Genomic DNA, 16,063 nt, shown 5'->3' with positions numbered 1-16,063 from the left:
TTCAGTGTGGCTGTGTCAGACACAGCCACCAAGGTCCGATAAAATCGGGATCACGTTTCGATCAGAGCTTCGCGGCCGGCATTTCCTTTTCGGATGCCGAAGCCGGGGAATACCCCTCTACCGAACAAATGCCGACTTCCGATCGTTCCAGCGAAGGAAACAGTTCGGCGTGTTCGTCATGGGACTTTCCACCTTTCTTGTCGCGCATGTGATCCATCATCATCATTTCATCCATGCACATTGTGCCAGCCTCGACACAACGGTTCAGAATGGCGTGATAAAGTTCCGGATCAACACTGTTATAATATTCGACCGGAACAGCCGTGCTCGGCTTTGCCAGGTCAAGATATTCGCTGCGCCCAAGCTCCGTCGCCCCGTCCGCTTTCACTTTGGCAACCCACTGATCGAAATCAGCCTGGCTCAGGCCATGAAACTTGAAGTGCATATCCGAAAAGCCATCGCCACTATAGTTGGCGGAAAAGCCCTTATAGACGCCTTCCTTGTTGATCACGGCATGAAGCTTGGTTTCCATTCCGGCCATCGAATAAATCTGGCCTGCCAGTGCGGGAATGTAGAACGAGTTCATGATCGAGTCCGAGGTGATCTTGAAATTGATCGGAACGTCCACCGGTGCGGCAAGTTCGTTAACCGTTGCGATACCCTGCTCGGGATAAATGAACAGCCATTTCCAGTTCAACGACACGACTTCCACCGTCAGGGGCTTCACGTCAGCCGCGATCGGGCGCTGTGCATCAATACGGTCAAGCGGACGATACGGATCAAGCTTGTGCGTGCTTACCCACGTCAACGCCCCCAGTGCGATGATGATCAGCAACGGCGCTGACCAAATGATAACTTCCAGCTTTGTCGAGTGATGCCATTCGGGATCATACTCGGCGTCTTTGTTCGATTGACGGTATTTCCATGCGAAAAACACCGTCAGTGCCATCACCGGAATGATGATCAGCAACATCAGAACAGTGGAAATAAGGATCAGGTCGCGTTGCTGCATTGCAACGTCACCCGAAGGCTGCATCACAACCAGATTGCATCCAGTCAGGAGAAGCATCAGAGGTGCAATGAGCAGGCCGCGTGAAAGTTTTAATGACATACGCTTGATCTTTTGATCAGTCTCAGGACGAGACCATTTACAAACAAAACAGCAACAGTCGCATTGCGCCCCGAAAGCCCCAATCACGTCTATTGCCTGTCGTTCCCGGATTCAGTTTCTAAAATGCGACAGCACCAGGCCGCCACATTTGACGAAAATATAGCTTGAAAAATTCAAACCGTTGCCCGGATTGCTACATCCAGCGGGCAATTTTGTCAACCCCGGCACCCCAGCTTTTCCGCCACATTTGCCATGATCGTGCGACATAAGTCACATTCCCAATTAAGAGGCGATTTGACAGCCATGATTTACAGGCTCATAGTTGTTTTAAGACCAATTCCAAATCTGGCTTTGACCCAACCATAACGGTCAGAAAACAAAGAGGGAGGGGTATATGAATTATCCCAGTCAGTCTTACGCAGCGGCCTCCTCGTCACAACTCGAAAGGGATGTCAGGCAGCTTTCCACGCGCAGACAGGTCGATCCGGGCAAAATCGCCCTGGGCGTCGTTATTGGTCGCACGTCGGAGTTTTTCGACTTTTTCACATATTGCATTGCAGCAGTAATTGTATTCCCCCGGCTGTTATTCCCGGGTTACGATCCGGTCACGGCAACACTGTATTCCTTCGCCATTTTTTCACTGGCTTTCATCGCGCGGCCTGCCGGGTCGCTGTTATTTATGGCAATTGACCGCAAACATGGTCGCGGCGCAAAACTCACGGTTGCCATGTTCCTGCTGGGTGGTTCCACCGTTGCCATTGCCTTTATCCCCAGCTATGCCAGTGCGGGCGCACTGGGTATTTATCTGTTATGTGCCTTCCGTTTTTGCCAGGGGCTGGCCCTGGGCGGGGCATGGGATGGGCTGGCTTCGCTACTTGCGCTCAATGCGCCCCAAAACCGCAAAGGCTGGTATGCGATGATGCCCCAGCTGGGCGCACCGGTCGGCTTTATTCTTGCAGCAGGGCTGTTTGCCTTTTTCCTCGGCACACTGAACGATAAAGACTTTATCGACTGGGGCTGGCGCTATGCTTTCTTTGTCGCCTTTGCCATCAATGTCGTCGCCCTGTTTGCCCGCCTGCGCCTGGTTGCCACCACCGAATTTGGCTCGCTCCTTGATAAAAACGAACTCCAGGCGGTTCGGGTGTCCGACACCTTCAAGATTCACGGCCGCACCATTCTTCTCGGTGCATTCCTGCCGCTGGCCAGCTATGCGCTGTTTCATCTGGTCACCGTGTTCCCGTTAAGCTGGGTCAACCTGTATACCGATCATTCCGTTGGCCGCTTCCTGCTGATCCAGCTCCTTGGCGCTGTCATCAGCATGGGGACCATTGCCGCATCGGGCATTATTGCCGACCGCATTGGTCGGCGCAAACTGCTGGGTATTGCAGCTGCCATCATCGGTGCTGGCAGTTTCGTTGCCCCCTTCCTGTATCAGGCCGGGGCCATTGGTGAAGACATTATCGTTCTGGGTGGCTTCGCCATTCTCGGCCTGTCCTTTGGTCAGGCTGCCGGGGCACTGGCATCAAACTTCCGCCAGCAATACCGCTATACCGGTTCTGCCATCACATCCGACCTCGCCTGGCTGATCGGCGCGGGCTTCGCCCCTCTGGTTGCCCTTTTCCTGTGCGAGGAATTTGGCCTGATCATGGTGGGTGCCTACTTGCTGTCGGGGGCGATCTGCACCCTTGTCGCCCTGTATTTCAACAAACAGATGGTTGAAACCCAGGCTGATTGATCCTTGCGGGGCTTTCCTGCAACAAAGAAAACGACCAGGGGCCGCCTTAACCGGGCGGCCCCTTATGATCTGGTCCTGTCAAACGGTATCAATAACCGTTCTCCCCGCGCCGGGCTGATCGGGTTAAACCTGCGCACGGATCATGCGACGCAGGCGAACCATCACGTCACGGTTGCTGGTTTCCATCTCTCCCAATGCCTTTAACGCCTCAGTATTGTTTCCAGCACGATAATGGCGCACGGCCTCGCGGGCATTGTCATGCACCCGACGATGCGGTTCTTCCATTGCGGCAAAGTCAGGCAAACGGGCAAACTGCTCCTGCCCGAGCACGCCATAGTACCATTGCCCGAGCCGACACTCCGTTTCTGGCGGAAAGTCATCCTCGGTCGCATCCGACAACCCCATGAAAACCCGGTATACCTCCAGCTTCAGTTCCAGCTCCTCCAGGTTTGCCAGTTCGATTTCACTTAACATTGCTGCCGTGGTCAGCACGCTCGCCGATTTCCGGGAAATTGCGACCATCCGCCCGGTTCGCGTCAAAAGGCAGGTTGCCTCATTCTTCAAGTGACTGGCGGCGCGGGCGTTTTCCTGCATATCTTCGTCCGTGGTGCCCGCCATTCTTTTAATTTGTCCGACCAGCGCGCCAATATCACGGGTCGCATTGGACGCTTCACCGGCAAGTGCGCGCACTTCGGTGGCGACAACAGCAAAACCGGCCCCTGCCTCGCCCGCGCGGGCTGCCTCAATACTCGCATTAAAAGCCAATAGCCGTGTTTGGCGCGACACATTATCGATCTGCGATAAAATACTGCCGATGCGATTGGCATCACCATTCAGTTCCGAGATGCGGTTTGACGCATCATCAACCTTGTCACTCATCGCGGCAATATGTCCAACCATGTCCGTCAAGCCCGCCTCACTGGCCTCGCTTTCGCTGCGTGTGTCACTATTTGCCCGGCTGTGATCGCCCAGAAGCGACGACAATTCGGCAAAAGATTCACGCACCGACACCAGCGAATGCCCAAAACCATCCAGGTTCTGAAACATGACTTTATAAAGATCGCGTTCCTGTTCCAGTTCGGCAATGCGAGCACGCAACCCCGCCTCGACGGATCGTTCGGCCTCACCAGGATCACCGCCATCACTGACATCCCCGCTATTTACCTCAGCCGCGACGTCGCCTGTCTTGCCCTCCCCCGTTTCCCGCTCCCGGCGAGAAGCCAGCAAATCCCTCAGGGGGCTGTCAGTGTTAAATTCAGAAACAGGACGAGAGTCAGCTTCTGCCTGAATGGTGTTGCGCAATCCATGAATGGTCATTTGCCGCCTCGCCAAGAAAGGTTCATCAAGAATGCCCGATATTTTTCGACCGTGACCGAAAACGGCATCCTTTTAACATATATATAAAATACATGTTAAAAGATAAATTGCATGGCAGGGCTGTCCTTTCCTGCATGGTTCGCTTTCATATTGCCTCATCTGCCCACCAGATGAAGCCAAACCTATTCCCGCGCTGGCGAAAACGGCATCATCCCGAGCATTTCGGCCATTTTCTCCTGGCGGGTCCCCAGCAAATCCTCCAAGGTAACATCGTCCAGCACGGCGTAGAATGCCTCTCTCGCCCGATGCAATACATGCTGCAAGCCACACGCCGCCTCGATCCGGCAGCACCCTGCACGGGCGGGGTCAAAACATTCAACAATGTGGCTGTCTTTTTCGGTATCGCGCACCACCGCGCCGACATTAATGTCCCGCGGCAACCGCGCCAGCGCCATGCCTCCGCCTTTGCCGCGCACGGTTTGGATGATCTGGCGTCGGGACAAATGATTGACAACCTTCATCAAATGATTGCGCGATATGCCATAGGCCTGTGCGATCTCGTCAATCGTTGCCAGCCCGTCGCGTTGCAAGGCCAAATACAGCAATGTCCGCAGGGTATAATCGCTAAAAACGGTTAAGCGCATGAGCAAGCCTTCATATTGGCGGTCCTGGCAGGCGGGCGATCCGGTAAGACCAACCGGACAAAACCAGCCCAAAAAACATATTTGAAATATATCTTATATCAGGTCATCCCAACAGGCGCTTTGTTGTTATTTCTGTCACGAACCATCCGAAGGCCGGTTGGCAGCGCGGAAAAAGTCGATTACCGCGCGCACCGCCGCCGGGGTTTGATGCTGGCGCGCATAATACAAATACCAGCCCGGAAATTGCGGGGAATATTTTTCAAGCAAGGGCACCAGCCTTCCGGCATCGATAAGGGGTTGCATCCATTGCGAGGACCAATAGGCAAAGGCAATGCCCGCCCCCTGGGCTGCGGCCTGCAACGCCGTATCACGATGCGAAACCATCAGCGATCCCTGAACCGCAACGCCAAACCACCGGCCGGCATCAAAAAATTCCCAGTTATAAATTTTGTCACTGCCCGGTTTGCGCCAGTTAATGCAGTTATGCGCCAGCAATTCTGCCGGTGTTTCCGGGGTGCCGTATCGGGCAAGATATTCGGGCGCGGCAACGGCAAGCTGGCGTAGATCCGGCCCCATTTTCACCGCCACCATATCCTGCTCCAAAAGCTCGCCCAGGGTGATGCCAACGTCAAAGCCATCGCCCACAATGTCGATGACCGCATCATTGATCCCCAGTTCCAAATGAATTTCCGGATATGCACGGGCAAAATCGCCCAGATGCGGTTCCACTAGGGATGCCAGTGCCAGTCGCGGCAGCACCATGCGCACCGTGCCCGAAACAGCGCCTTGCAAATTGCGCACCTCGCCCAGGGCGGCTTCCATTTCCCGCAGGGCCGGGCGAAAACGGTCAAACAGGCGCTGCCCGGCATGCGTTACCGACATGCTGCGCGTTGTGCGGATCAGCAATTGTGCACCAATACGCTCTTCAAACTGGCGGATGGTCTGGCTCAGAGTTGACGGCGAAATACGCAGTCTTGCAGCGGCCCGCGAAAAATTGCCTTCCTCGACAATGGCGACGAAGGCCCGCATATCGGAAAATTCACTACCCCGCATTATGCTGTAAAATCCAAATAGTATATTTGAATATTACAGCATATACCAAATAATTGCCGTTCACTAGCCTGCGATCCGTTCCCGGCCAGCACTGGACATTGCGTCCCCGAGCCTGGCCCTTCTGCTGAAAGGATCGCAAATGACAAAACATTCACCCCAGAAAACATTCCTGATCACCGGTGTCAGTTCCGGTTTTGGCAGGGCCTTTGCCACCGCCGCCCTGAATGACGGTCATACAGTCATTGGCACTGTCCGCAACGAAACCGCGCAAAAGGCGTTTGCCGATATGCACGAAAAGGCCCACGCCATTTTGCTGGACATTACGCAATTCGACGCCATTGGCCCGGCAATTGACGCGGCGCAGTCCAACATCGGGCCGATTGATGTGTTGGTCAATAATGCCGGTTACGGCCACGAAGGCATTCTTGAAGAAAGCCCGCTTGAAGAACTGATCGCGCAATTCAATGCCAATGTTTTTGGGGCGGTTGCCATGATCAAGGCCATCCTGCCCGCCATGCGCCAGCGCCGGTCCGGGCATATCATCAATATCACCTCGATGGGCGGTTTTATCACAATGCCGGGCATTTCCTATTATTGCGGGTCAAAGTTCGCCCTTGAAGGCATTTCCGAAACCCTCGCCAGCGAAGTCGCCCCGTTTGGCATTCATGTTACCGCCATTGCACCGGGGTCCTTCCGCACCGACTGGGCCGGGCGTTCAATGGTCCGGACACGTCGCAGCATCACCGATTATGACAGCCTGTTTGACCCCATCCGCGATGCCCGCAACCAGAAAAACGGCCACCAGGCCGGGAACCCGGCCAAGGCGGCACAGGCGCTTTTGCATATCATCGGGCTGCCAAACCCGCCGGTTCATCTGTTGTTGGGGGAAGATGCGCTTGACCTTGTCCGCACCAAAATGGCACGCCTTGACGATGAACTGTCCCAGTGGGAGGACATCACCCGCAGCACCGCCTTTGACATCGCATAAACCACATTAAAAACAGCCGGTTTTAATACGTCAAAATGCAAAAACGCCCCGCTTCTCGGCAGGGCGTTTTTTTGCGGCTTGCGCCTGTGGTCAAAGACCAAAAACTTTGGCACGCTCAAACAAGCGGCGGCAGGTCTTCTTCAAGGATCATGATCTGCAGGGAATAGCTGATTTCGCCTTCGTCTTCATCACGGTGCAAAACGCCCAGAAATTCGTCACCAATCCGCATTTCAACCGGCTGCCCCTTTGAACGCGGCGGATCAATGGCAATGCGGTTATTATCAAAGGTGCGACGCAGATAATTTGTTACCCGTGCAATTTCGGACGGTGTCATACTCGGCTTCCTTGTTTCCACTGTTGTCGTCAATGCGCGCGGGCGGCACAGCAAAACGCCGTTTTCCTGCCCCGGGGCGCAAAACGAAAAATCCCGTGCAGTTCCTTTCACAAACCGGGCCAACAAATCAAGCCCGTCCCTTGCAAAATGACCAACTTTTTTGCCCTGTTCCAGAAGAACCCTCACGATGTCCCGCGACAGAACTGTCAGAACAGATTAATTATAACGGCTTTGCTTCCCGTGCGATACCCGTGTCGGTCAAAGTTGGTTGCAAAGCACGCCCCTTATGGTTAAGTCGATACCATGACCCAGCAAACACACCCCCCTGCCTCGGGCAAGGACACAATGGATCCATCCGTGTCCAATGCCTCATATCCGGTTTTATACAGTTTTCGCCGCTGTCCCTATGCCATGCGGGCCCGTATGAGCCTGATGGCAGCCGACATTGATGTGGAACTGCGCGAAGTTGTCCTGCGCGACAAACCGGCAGCGATGCTTGAGGCATCCCCAAAAGGCACCGTTCCCGTACTGGTTTTGCCCGATAGCACGGTGATTGACGAAAGCCTGGAAATCATGGTCTGGGCGCTGGCCGAAAACGACCCGCATGAATGGCTGAACCCGGAAAGCGGCACACTTGACGACATGCTGGTTCTGATTGCGCAAAATGACGGCCCGTTCAAAACCAACCTGGACCGCTATAAATATGCCAGCCGCTACGAAGGGGCCGACCCGGACTTTCACCGTGAACAGGGCGAAAAAATTCTGAACCGGCTGGATGGCAGGCTTGCTGTCGGCAAATATCTGTTTGGAGCGCGCCCGGCCTTGGCCGATTTTGCCATCGCCCCCTTTATCCGCCAGTTTGCCCGCACCGACCAGGCACGCTTTGATGCCCTGCCCTTTGTCCATTTGCATCGCTGGCTGGAAACAATGTTGCAAAGCCCGTTTTTTAACGGTGTCATGGCAAAATATGCCCAATGGCATGACGGCGATAAACCGGTATTCTTAAAAGCTGCCGAGATAACCTGATCACATATTCAACCGCAAGCAGGCTGGTCAAGCCCCAACGCCTGTGGTAGCAACGCCTGCATTGAACAATTCCACCTTCGGGGACCCGGACGAATGGCCGATTATGATGTCAAGCCGTTGATCACTGCTGAGGAAATTGCCGCGAAAATCGACACGCTGGCAGCCCAGATCAACGAAAATTTCAAAGATACCCAAAAACTGATCGTGGTCGGCCTGCTGCGCGGATCATTCGTGTTTATCGCCGATCTGGCACGCAAACTGACCGTGCCCGTCGAGGTCGATTTCATGGTCGCATCCAGCTATGGCGACTCTACCGAAAGCTCGCGCAGTGTGCGCATCGTCAAGGATCTTGACGGGCAAATTCGGGGTAAGGATGTTTTGCTGGTCGAAGACATCATCGATACCGGCTACACCCTGTCCGAAGTCGTCCGCCTGCTGCAAACCCGCGATCCCAACCGGCTTGAAATCTGCACGCTGCTGAACAAGGCATCCCGCCGCGAAGTGGACATTCCCATTCATTATTGCGGTTTTGACATCCCTGACGAATTTGTCGTCGGATATGGCATTGACTACGCCCAGAACAATCGCAACCTGCCCTTTATCGGCACGGTGCATTTCCACGGCGAATAAACAACATTTTCCGCACACAACAAAACCGGCACAGCCTGGGCTGATTGCCGGTTTTTTGTTTTCATATCCTGAAGCTGGCCCGGGTTACATGCGGTCCTGGCCGGGATCGCGCGGGAAGGGGGTGGTTTGATTATTGTCGTGCAATATATCGTCAATTCCGTCCGTTTCCGGGGAATCCTGCATGTTCGCGGCACGCTCCATCGCGGCTTTCTGGGCCTTCTCGGCGCGCTCTAGGGCGTCGGCCACGGTTTGGCGACGGTCAAAAACACCCAGCCCGTCCAAATCGCGAAACAGGCTTTCAAACCCTTTATTCATCGCCGCTTTATTGCCCTGCCCGGTGGCAAAGCCGGTCCGGGCGGCATCGATCAGCAAATCCATGATCATGTCATCTTCGCTGCGCGGTGCGGCGGTGCCGGGTGTTTTTTGCTTTTCTCCGGTCTCATAGGCCGGGCTTTTGCCAAACCAGATGGCAATCGCCACCAGTGCCAGCACAATCAGCACCAAACCAACCGTAAGTGCCGACACCACCGGGCCAACATGGGCGGCAAGCCCCATATAAATGGATGCCAGAACAAACCCGGCCCCCACCAGCATCACAACACCAATCACGGCGATGGCCGCAAGCCTTGCGGCTGCGGCCTGCGCCATGTCACCGATTGCCTCGATGAGCTGATCAATCATCGTTGCAGCAGGCGGCCAATTAACAGGCCAATACCAAAGGTCGCTGCAACAGTAACCAGCGGACGTTCACGTACCTGCCCAACGGCAACCTCGCGGGCATGGTCAAACTGTTCACGGGCCTGACCGGACATTTCACGCACACGCTGTGCTGCTTCTGCCGCACGGCTTTCACCGTTTTCACGGGCCATCGTTTTCAGTGTTTTGGTCACTTCGGCCAGATCTTTGCGAAGGGTCTCAACCTCGGCCTGCAGCTTGGAAGCGTCAGTGCTCGTCTCGGCTTCATTCTTGGCCACCATCGGGACCTCCTTGTTTTGTTATGACCTGTTGTCTTTTACAACACTTCTCTAACGCAACAGCCCTGTGCCGGTTCCATCGCAAATGTGATGATTTGGTGGCAATCTCCCTGCGAGGTTCAATTGTAAAACAGCCTAAAACGGCAAACCGACATAATTTTCGGCAAGCACGGTTTTGCCAGCCTTCGATGACAGCATATAATCCAGTTCCGCCCGACGCATCCGGCCATCAAAAGTACCCTCATCACCAAAGCGATGCAGCATTGACGTCATCCACCAGGAAAAACGCTCGGATTTCCACACCCGTGCTGTCGCCTGTTGCGAATAATGTGCCAAGGGTCGTTCATCATTGTAGCAAAACCTGGCAATCAGCGCCTGTGACAGATAATGCACGTCACTCGCCGCCAGATTAAGCCCCTTGGCCCCGGTGGGCGGCACGATATGCGCCGCGTCCCCCGCCAAAAACAGTCTTCCGTGCGACATGGGCTCGGCAACAAAACTTCTTAGCGGCGCAATGCTTTTTTCAAATACCTCGCCTTCATTAACCAACTCGGCATCCCGCGGTCCAAGGCGCCGACGCAATTCGTTCCAGAACCGGTCATCGGACCAGTCTTCGATTCTTGCGTCACTGGGAACCTGAACATAATGGCGCACCACCGTTTCAGATCGCATCGAACACAGGGCAAATCCCCGTTGATGGCAGGCATAAATCAGTTCATCGGCCACCGGTTTGGCCTTTGCCAAAATCCCCAACCAGCCAAAGGGATAAACCCGTTCAAAGGTTTTCAGCCGGTTTTCCGGCATGGTGCGCCGCCCGACACCATGATACCCGTCACAGGCCGCGATATAATCACATGTCAGGCTGTGCTCGGCCCCATCCTTGACATAGCGAACCGTGGCACGGTCGCTTTCTATGTCATGCAGGCTGACGTCTTCGGCCTCGAAAACAATCTCGCCCCCCTGTTCCAGCCGTACGGCAATCAAATCCTTGGTCAGTTCGGTCTGACCATAAATCATCACCGTTTGCCCGCCGGTCAGCTCTTTCATATTGATATGATGGCGCTCGCCATCGACGCTAATGTAAATGCCATCATGCAAAATGCCCTCGGCATTCATCCGTTGATCAACGCCGATTTTGCGCATCAGGCCAACCGTCCCCATCTCCAGCACCCCGGCGCGAATGCGGCCTTCAACATGCTCGCGGCTTTTGCGCTCCAGAATGATGCTTTCGATACCACGGCGTTTTAACAGATGCGATAACAGCAAGCCTGCCGGGCCACTGCCGACAATAACAACGGGAACATACATGACGCTTTCCTGATGATCTTATTCTCATTCGGCCCAACATGGCCTTTGTTATGATCACAGAATACCGCGCCGCCCAGGCAGGATGAATGGACAAACCCGGAAAAGACAGGCACAAAACGAACATCTATAACCAAATGGCTATAAAGGAAGTTTGAATATTTATAAAATCAGGGCGAGGTGCCCAACACACCCCGCCCTGACGCGCTTCACCCCTGCCGACAGCACCTAAAAATGATGTTCGCGATGCTCAAACACCCAGCTTTCGGTTAACTGCCGGTCGCCGTCTTTCAGGCTGGCGCGCAAATTGACCGGGCCGTTGCCATCGGGAAAGACATCAAACACCAATCGCCAGTAATCCTGCCCGACCACGCGCAGACAATAGGCATTTTGAATCGCGGCATTGCTGGCCGATACATCCGCGGTAATCTTTTTATCCTCGGTTTTGTAACTGGCAAGATCGCCGCCAGCAAAATCGATGGCATATTTCAGGCCCGTATCCGGGCGTTTCTGCCCCGGCACCCCGGCGCGCCCGGTCCGGGTGGCAATGGTATGCCCCACATTGGCCGCCCCAAACATGTCCGCCTTCATCCAGTGCATCCGGTATTGCCAGGCACGTTCTTCCCCGGCGGGGATTTCCTCGTCCGTCGTCCAATAGGCCCCGATATTATCGTGGATTTCATCATCGGTCGGGATTTCCAAAAGCTGAACCATGCCCTTGTTCCAGTCGCCTTTGGGCTCAATCCACAAGGATGGCCGACGGTCATAAAACACGCCATCATCCTGATAATTGGCAAAGCTGCGATCGCGCTGCATCAGGCCAAAACCCTTGGGCGACTGATCGACAAAGCTGCTGGTGCGGGTGTGTTTGGGGTTGTCAAGCGGTCGCCACAAACGCTCGCCCGTTCCGGTCCATAGGGCAAGCCCGTCATTGTCATGAATTTCCGGCCGCCAATCCACCGCCTCGTCGCGGTTGGTTTCCGAAAACCAGAACATGCTGGTCAGCGGCGCAATCCCCAACCGGCGAATGGCCTGCCGGGTGAAAAAGCGCACCGTCACATCCATCACAATGTCGGTATCATTGGGCTTCTGACAGGCAATTTTCATCGCCCCGGTCAGGCTGGGGCTATCGAGCAGCGCATAAATATGCAGGCCGCCATCCTGGGCGGGTTCCAGCCAGAATTCGGTAAAACGGGGAAATTCCTCTGGCTGGTCATGCAGGACGATATTGACGGCAACGGCACGGGCCGACAAACCATATTGGTCCTGCGGCCCGGCACAACGAAAATAGGACGCGCCCATAAAGGCCAGCCAGTCGCGCGAATGGTCCTTTTCATAAAGGGCACGAAAACCACCCCATCCCGCGTCACCGGGCATATCACCCGCCTGAATATCGCCCTTATAAGTAAAGGCCGACGGGTCATATTCCACTTCCTGCGCCTGCCCGTTTTCCACTGTATAAAGGCGCACTTTTTCCTGAGTACCCCGGTTTTGATGAAAGGGCGCAATTGGCGGCACACCCTCCTGATGCAGCCACAAGGCCTTATCCGTATCAAACCGGATCTTTTGATAGGCATCATAATCAATACGCGAGAGCACATTTTTCAGGGCATCGGAAATTACCGGCGGCTGGTAAGGCTTTTTTGCCTGCTCACGCGCCCAGCCAATTACGCCCTCAAATGAAAACGGCTTTTTTTCACCGCGCGGCAGGCCGGTGCTGCGCTCTGCGGCAAAGGCGCGCGATACCCCGCCCGGGATCAAGCCCGCCGCGACCGCCGCCCCCATATAACCGATAAATTTGCGCCGTTCCGTATTCACGCCCATCATGCACCCTTCATCTTGCTATGCTATTTCCTGTTCCTGCATCGTCCGTTATTTGCCTTAAACCACAAAGGCTTACAACCACGCGTACCCCTCTGGCTGCACGATATGCCCGATAAAAATGGCAATGACAGGGCCAATATATTGATGGCTATTGGCTAACCGGAAAGATGGGCATCAATATCCATGCTACGATGTAAAACCCGCAGAACTAAAATACCCGCACCCCCCTGCTGCACATAAATAGTCAGGTGTTTTTCATAGGGAGAAATACGGACTGGCGGCACAAATTCGCTCCTTTCCGGGGCCATTTCCGGCATACCGGCCAAAATTGAGAATTTTTCATTCAGGCCATCTAAATACCGCCGCCGACGCCCCACTCCCCAGGTCTTTTGCGTATAGGCTGCGATATCCCGAATATCGTTATAAGCAGCCTTGCTCACCAAAAAACCCGGCACTAATCCACGTCCCCTTCGCGATCCAGATCCTGCTGCAAGGCTTCCATGCTAAAGTTTTCAACAATGCCGCTATTTACGCCTTCGGTAATCGCCATTTGCAGGGCCTGAAATTTTGCTTCACGTTCTTCAAGCACACGCAGTCCCGCCCGCACGACTTCGCTAACCGACCCAAACCGGCCAGAGGCCACCTGCGCCTCGACAAAACCGGTAAAATGATCACCCAAAGAAATACTGGTTGTTTTGGACATGACCTTATCCTCCATCATCTGCATGCGTTACCAATATATAGTAAAAATTGGTAACTTCAATTTTTACTCAGATCCGGAAAGTTCTCACCCGCGTGATTTGTTGCAAACTTGGTGCACAAAGGCCTCACAATGATCATTTTACAAACAACTTCAAAGTCACATAAAAATGTGCACAAAATTTAATCTTTCCGCTGTCGCCCAAACCCGCCCGGTGTGTTAAGATTCACAGCCAAGGCCAACAACATACTGTTTTCACAACATTTTGCGAGATAGATGCAGCATTTGACCGGACTTGTCGTTTTCACCGACCTGGATGGTACCTTTCTGGATCATGATGATTATTCATGGGAGGCCGCCCGCCCTGCCCTGGAGAGGTTGCGTGAAAATAACGTCCCGTTACTTGCCATTTCCTCCAAAACCCTGGCCGAACTGCATGGCCTCAATGACCGCCATCATCTGTTTGCCGGTTTGATTGGCGAAAATGGCGGCGTCCTTGAAATTGGGGGCGATTTGCGCCAGCCCGGACCAGCCACCCAAACCATCGACGATGCCCGCAGCGCCATTGCCAAGGCGGTGTCAGTGCCCGTTGCCAGCTTTCGCAGCAGCAGCACCGATCAAATTGCAACGGCAACCGGCCTTTCGCTCGGGGATGCCGCCCTTGCCGGGAACCGAAACTGCTCTGATCCGTTAATATGGCAACCAACCGAAAACGACATCACACTGGCCCGAAACATTGCCGGAGAATTTGGTCTGAAGCTGGTGAAAGGCGGGCGTTTTCACACTCTTTGTGGTGAAACAGACAAGGGGCGTGCCATGCAAACCGCCATTGCCCTGTTACAGGAACAACAAAAACTGCCGGCGCAACGTTCTGATATCACCAGCATCGCACTGGGGGATTCCCCCAATGATGCCGGGATGCTGGCCCAGGCCGACATTGCCGTGCAAATCCCGGTCAAACACGGTCCGGTCCCGACCCTTGATCTGGCGGGAAAAAGTGCTCTCCGCGCCCCGGCACCCGGACCCCAGGGCTGGAATATTTCGATTAATGCAATACTCGACGACTTGTCGCAAACGCCAACAGCAATAACAAAAGCGAGGTAAAAATGGCCGATTTTCATCAGGGTGGCCCCATCACAACCCTTCATTCCATCATTGATCGTGACCCGGAAGAACTCGCTTATGAAATGACGGCCTTTGCCCGGTCGCGCCGTCAGACCCTTATTTTACCGTGCCTGTATTCCGAACTGGAAACACCGGCCATGACCACCATCCTCGAAGGGTTGAAAAAGGCCACCTATATCGACCAGATCGTGGTGGGCCTGGACCGGGCCAACGAAACCCAATACGCCTATGCCCGCGACTTTTTCAAGGACCTGCCACAACGCACCCGCATCCTCTGGAACGATGGCCCGCGCCTGCGCGCGGTGCATGACCGGCTGGCAAATTATGACCTAGCCCGTTACGAGCCGGGCAAAGGCCGCAATGTGTGGTATTGCATGGGCTATACGCTCGCAACCGGGCGCAGTTCGGTGATTGGCATTCATGATTGCGACATCGCCACCTACACACCCGACCTTCCGGCGCGTCTGATGTATCCCATTGCCAACCCGGCCTTTAATTTCGCCTTTGCCAAGGGCTATTACGCCCGTGTCGCGGGCGGCACGCTTAAGGGCCGTGTGTGTCGCCTGTTTGTTACCCCGCTGATCCGCGCCCTTAAGCAGGTGGTCGGCAAAACCGACTTTTTGAATTATCTGGATTGTTTCCGTTATTCGCTGTCAGGTGAAATTGCCATTCGTACCGATGTGGCCTATGGGTTGCGGGTGGCATCGGACTGGGGGCTGGAAGTTTCAATGCTCTCGGAAATGTATCGCAATCATACCGTCCATCGTCTTGCCCAGGTCGATATTGCCGATATTTACGACCATAAACATCGCGAATTTGACCCGGCCGAAAAGGATGATGGCCTGTCACGCATGGCCAGCGACATTGCCAAATCGCTGTTTCGCAAACTGGCAACCCAGGGCACCGTTTTCTCGCATGAAACCTTCCGCACGCTCAAGGCCACCTATTATCGCATGGCGCTGGATTTAATCGAACAATACCGTGCCGACGCCCTGTTTAACGGCCTGAAAATCAATCGTGACGAGGAAGAAAAATGTGTCGAGGTTCTGTCCGAGGTGATCATCAATGCCGGGCAGCATTATCTGGAAAACCCGCTGGAAAGCCCGTTTATCCCAAGCTGGCAGCGCGTTGAAAGCGCGATGGACGATATTTTCGAGCAACTTTCCGCCGCCGTCGAAGATGACCTGAAAGACAGCGAAATTGGCAAATCCGCCTGAGTATTTGCCCACAATCCCCAAAACAGACAGGCCGGGCAGAAAATGCGCCCGGCCTGTTTGGCATTAAGAATAAAAAAACG

At 54.4% G+C, this 16,063-nt stretch carries 17 protein-coding genes; 6 read left to right on the top strand and 11 right to left on the bottom strand.

Annotation, left to right across the window (positions count from 1 at the left end; translation table 11 throughout):
• Positions 1 to 61 precede the first annotated feature (61 nt).
• On the bottom strand, positions 62 to 1,111 hold the full coding sequence (gene cyoA / locus TH25_RS03300; RefSeq protein WP_114087016.1) for a ubiquinol oxidase subunit II: 1,050 nt from the start codon (positions 1,109 to 1,111) through the stop codon (positions 62 to 64).
• A gap of 394 nt (positions 1,112 to 1,505) precedes the next feature.
• Here cyoA and TH25_RS03295 point away from each other — a divergent pair, with 394 nt between their 5' ends.
• Positions 1,506 to 2,846 carry an MFS transporter gene (locus TH25_RS03295; protein WP_114087015.1) on the top strand — a complete coding sequence of 447 codons (1,341 nt, stop codon included), beginning with the start codon at positions 1,506 to 1,508 and terminating at the stop codon, positions 2,844 to 2,846.
• Positions 2,847 to 2,969: 123 nt separating this feature from the next.
• On the opposite strand, the gene TH25_RS25620 is transcribed toward TH25_RS03295, so the two are convergent.
• The 3 genes from TH25_RS25620 to TH25_RS03280 all read right to left on the bottom strand — a co-directional run bounded on the left by TH25_RS25620 (position 2,970) and on the right by TH25_RS03280 (position 5,860).
• The gene (locus TH25_RS25620) at positions 2,970 to 4,163 is read right to left on the bottom strand and encodes a methyl-accepting chemotaxis protein (RefSeq protein WP_114087014.1); all 1,194 of its coding nucleotides are present in this window, start codon (positions 4,161 to 4,163) and stop codon (positions 2,970 to 2,972) included.
• A 182-nt stretch (positions 4,164 to 4,345) separates the two neighbouring features.
• A complete protein-coding gene (locus tag TH25_RS03285; RefSeq protein ID WP_114087013.1) occupies positions 4,346 to 4,807 on the bottom strand; it encodes an RrF2 family transcriptional regulator in 462 nt (153 codons plus the stop codon).
• A gap of 135 nt (positions 4,808 to 4,942) precedes the next feature.
• On the bottom strand, positions 4,943 to 5,860 hold the full coding sequence (locus TH25_RS03280) for a LysR family transcriptional regulator (RefSeq protein ID WP_114087012.1): 918 nt from the start codon (positions 5,858 to 5,860) through the stop codon (positions 4,943 to 4,945).
• A 139-nt stretch (positions 5,861 to 5,999) separates the two neighbouring features.
• Here TH25_RS03280 and TH25_RS03275 point away from each other — a divergent pair, with 139 nt between their 5' ends.
• Positions 6,000 to 6,848 carry an oxidoreductase gene (locus tag TH25_RS03275; protein ID WP_114087011.1) on the top strand — a complete coding sequence of 283 codons (849 nt, stop codon included), beginning with the start codon at positions 6,000 to 6,002 and terminating at the stop codon, positions 6,846 to 6,848.
• A gap of 115 nt (positions 6,849 to 6,963) precedes the next feature.
• Here the strand turns inward: TH25_RS03275 and TH25_RS03270 are convergent, their stop codons facing one another.
• On the bottom strand, positions 6,964 to 7,182 hold the full coding sequence (locus tag TH25_RS03270; protein ID WP_114087243.1) for a DUF3126 family protein: 219 nt from the start codon (positions 7,180 to 7,182) through the stop codon (positions 6,964 to 6,966).
• A gap of 357 nt (positions 7,183 to 7,539) precedes the next feature.
• Between TH25_RS03270 and TH25_RS03265 the strand changes: the two genes are divergently transcribed.
• Both TH25_RS03265 and hpt read left to right on the top strand, forming a co-directional pair.
• Positions 7,540 to 8,208, top strand: coding sequence for a glutathione S-transferase (locus TH25_RS03265; RefSeq protein WP_258549014.1), 669 nt, complete (start codon positions 7,540 to 7,542; stop codon positions 8,206 to 8,208).
• A gap of 93 nt (positions 8,209 to 8,301) precedes the next feature.
• On the top strand, positions 8,302 to 8,838 hold the full coding sequence (gene hpt / locus TH25_RS03260; protein WP_114087009.1) for a hypoxanthine phosphoribosyltransferase: 537 nt from the start codon (positions 8,302 to 8,304) through the stop codon (positions 8,836 to 8,838).
• Between the two features lie 84 nt (positions 8,839 to 8,922).
• Here the strand turns inward: hpt and TH25_RS03255 are convergent, their stop codons facing one another.
• The 6 genes from TH25_RS03255 to TH25_RS03230 all read right to left on the bottom strand — a co-directional run bounded on the left by TH25_RS03255 (position 8,923) and on the right by TH25_RS03230 (position 13,644).
• Positions 8,923 to 9,519, bottom strand: a complete 597-nt coding sequence (locus TH25_RS03255) for a phage holin family protein (RefSeq protein ID WP_114087008.1) — start codon at positions 9,517 to 9,519, stop codon at positions 8,923 to 8,925.
• The gene (locus TH25_RS03250) at positions 9,516 to 9,815 is read right to left on the bottom strand and encodes an ElaB/YgaM/YqjD family protein (RefSeq protein WP_114087007.1); all 300 of its coding nucleotides are present in this window, start codon (positions 9,813 to 9,815) and stop codon (positions 9,516 to 9,518) included. The genes TH25_RS03255 and TH25_RS03250 overlap by 4 nt, the downstream gene beginning before the upstream one ends.
• A gap of 132 nt (positions 9,816 to 9,947) precedes the next feature.
• Positions 9,948 to 11,120 carry a 4-hydroxybenzoate 3-monooxygenase gene (gene pobA, locus TH25_RS03245; RefSeq protein WP_114087006.1) on the bottom strand — a complete coding sequence of 391 codons (1,173 nt, stop codon included), beginning with the start codon at positions 11,118 to 11,120 and terminating at the stop codon, positions 9,948 to 9,950.
• Positions 11,121 to 11,345: 225 nt separating this feature from the next.
• Positions 11,346 to 12,944, bottom strand: a complete 1,599-nt coding sequence (locus TH25_RS03240) for an OpgD/OpgG family glucan biosynthesis protein (protein ID WP_114087005.1) — start codon at positions 12,942 to 12,944, stop codon at positions 11,346 to 11,348.
• 152 nt (positions 12,945 to 13,096) lie between these two features.
• Positions 13,097 to 13,381, bottom strand: coding sequence for a type II toxin-antitoxin system RelE/ParE family toxin (locus tag TH25_RS03235; protein WP_181847377.1), 285 nt, complete (start codon positions 13,379 to 13,381; stop codon positions 13,097 to 13,099).
• A gap of 14 nt (positions 13,382 to 13,395) precedes the next feature.
• On the bottom strand, positions 13,396 to 13,644 hold the full coding sequence (locus TH25_RS03230) for a type II toxin-antitoxin system ParD family antitoxin (RefSeq protein ID WP_114087242.1): 249 nt from the start codon (positions 13,642 to 13,644) through the stop codon (positions 13,396 to 13,398).
• 273 nt (positions 13,645 to 13,917) lie between these two features.
• Here TH25_RS03230 and TH25_RS03225 point away from each other — a divergent pair, with 273 nt between their 5' ends.
• Together TH25_RS03225 and TH25_RS03220 are read left to right on the top strand one after the other, a co-directional pair.
• Positions 13,918 to 14,745: an HAD-IIB family hydrolase gene (locus TH25_RS03225; protein WP_258549013.1), complete on the top strand. Its 828-nt coding sequence runs from the start codon at positions 13,918 to 13,920 to the stop codon at positions 14,743 to 14,745.
• A 2-nt stretch (positions 14,746 to 14,747) separates the two neighbouring features.
• A complete protein-coding gene (locus TH25_RS03220; protein WP_114087241.1) occupies positions 14,748 to 15,983 on the top strand; it encodes a glycosyltransferase family protein in 1,236 nt (411 codons plus the stop codon).
• Positions 15,984 to 16,063 lie beyond the last annotated feature (80 nt).

It is taken from the genome of Thalassospira profundimaris (assembly GCF_003326755.1).
Taxonomy (GTDB): domain Bacteria; phylum Pseudomonadota; class Alphaproteobacteria; order Rhodospirillales; family Thalassospiraceae; genus Thalassospira; species Thalassospira profundimaris_B.
The sequence above is the reverse complement of the archived record's forward strand: the minus strand, read 5'-3'. Positions and strand labels throughout refer to the sequence as shown.

Bases quoted from the DNA above. Each gene is read 5' to 3' on its own strand.
- cyoA (WP_114087016.1), bottom strand. From the start codon at position 1,111: ATGTCATTAAAACTTTCACGCGGCCTGCTCATTGCACCTCTGATGCTT.
- TH25_RS03255 (WP_114087008.1), bottom strand. From the start codon at position 9,519: ATGATTGATCAGCTCATCGAGGCAATCGGTGACATGGCGCAGGCCGCA.
- pobA (WP_114087006.1), bottom strand. From the start codon at position 11,120: ATGTATGTTCCCGTTGTTATTGTCGGCAGTGGCCCGGCAGGCTTGCTG.
- TH25_RS03250 (WP_114087007.1), bottom strand. From the start codon at position 9,815: ATGGTGGCCAAGAATGAAGCCGAGACGAGCACTGACGCTTCCAAGCTG.
- TH25_RS25620 (WP_114087014.1), bottom strand. From the start codon at position 4,163: ATGACCATTCATGGATTGCGCAACACCATTCAGGCAGAAGCTGACTCT.
- TH25_RS03270 (WP_114087243.1), bottom strand. From the start codon at position 7,182: ATGACACCGTCCGAAATTGCACGGGTAACAAATTATCTGCGTCGCACC.
- TH25_RS03280 (WP_114087012.1), bottom strand. From the start codon at position 5,860: ATGCGGGGTAGTGAATTTTCCGATATGCGGGCCTTCGTCGCCATTGTC.
- TH25_RS03295 (WP_114087015.1), top strand. From the start codon at position 1,506: ATGAATTATCCCAGTCAGTCTTACGCAGCGGCCTCCTCGTCACAACTC.
- TH25_RS03225 (WP_258549013.1), top strand. From the start codon at position 13,918: ATGCAGCATTTGACCGGACTTGTCGTTTTCACCGACCTGGATGGTACC.
- TH25_RS03240 (WP_114087005.1), bottom strand. From the start codon at position 12,944: ATGATGGGCGTGAATACGGAACGGCGCAAATTTATCGGTTATATGGGG.
- TH25_RS03285 (WP_114087013.1), bottom strand. From the start codon at position 4,807: ATGCGCTTAACCGTTTTTAGCGATTATACCCTGCGGACATTGCTGTAT.
- hpt (WP_114087009.1), top strand. From the start codon at position 8,302: ATGGCCGATTATGATGTCAAGCCGTTGATCACTGCTGAGGAAATTGCC.
- TH25_RS03230 (WP_114087242.1), bottom strand. From the start codon at position 13,644: ATGTCCAAAACAACCAGTATTTCTTTGGGTGATCATTTTACCGGTTTT.
- TH25_RS03220 (WP_114087241.1), top strand. From the start codon at position 14,748: ATGGCCGATTTTCATCAGGGTGGCCCCATCACAACCCTTCATTCCATC.
- TH25_RS03275 (WP_114087011.1), top strand. From the start codon at position 6,000: ATGACAAAACATTCACCCCAGAAAACATTCCTGATCACCGGTGTCAGT.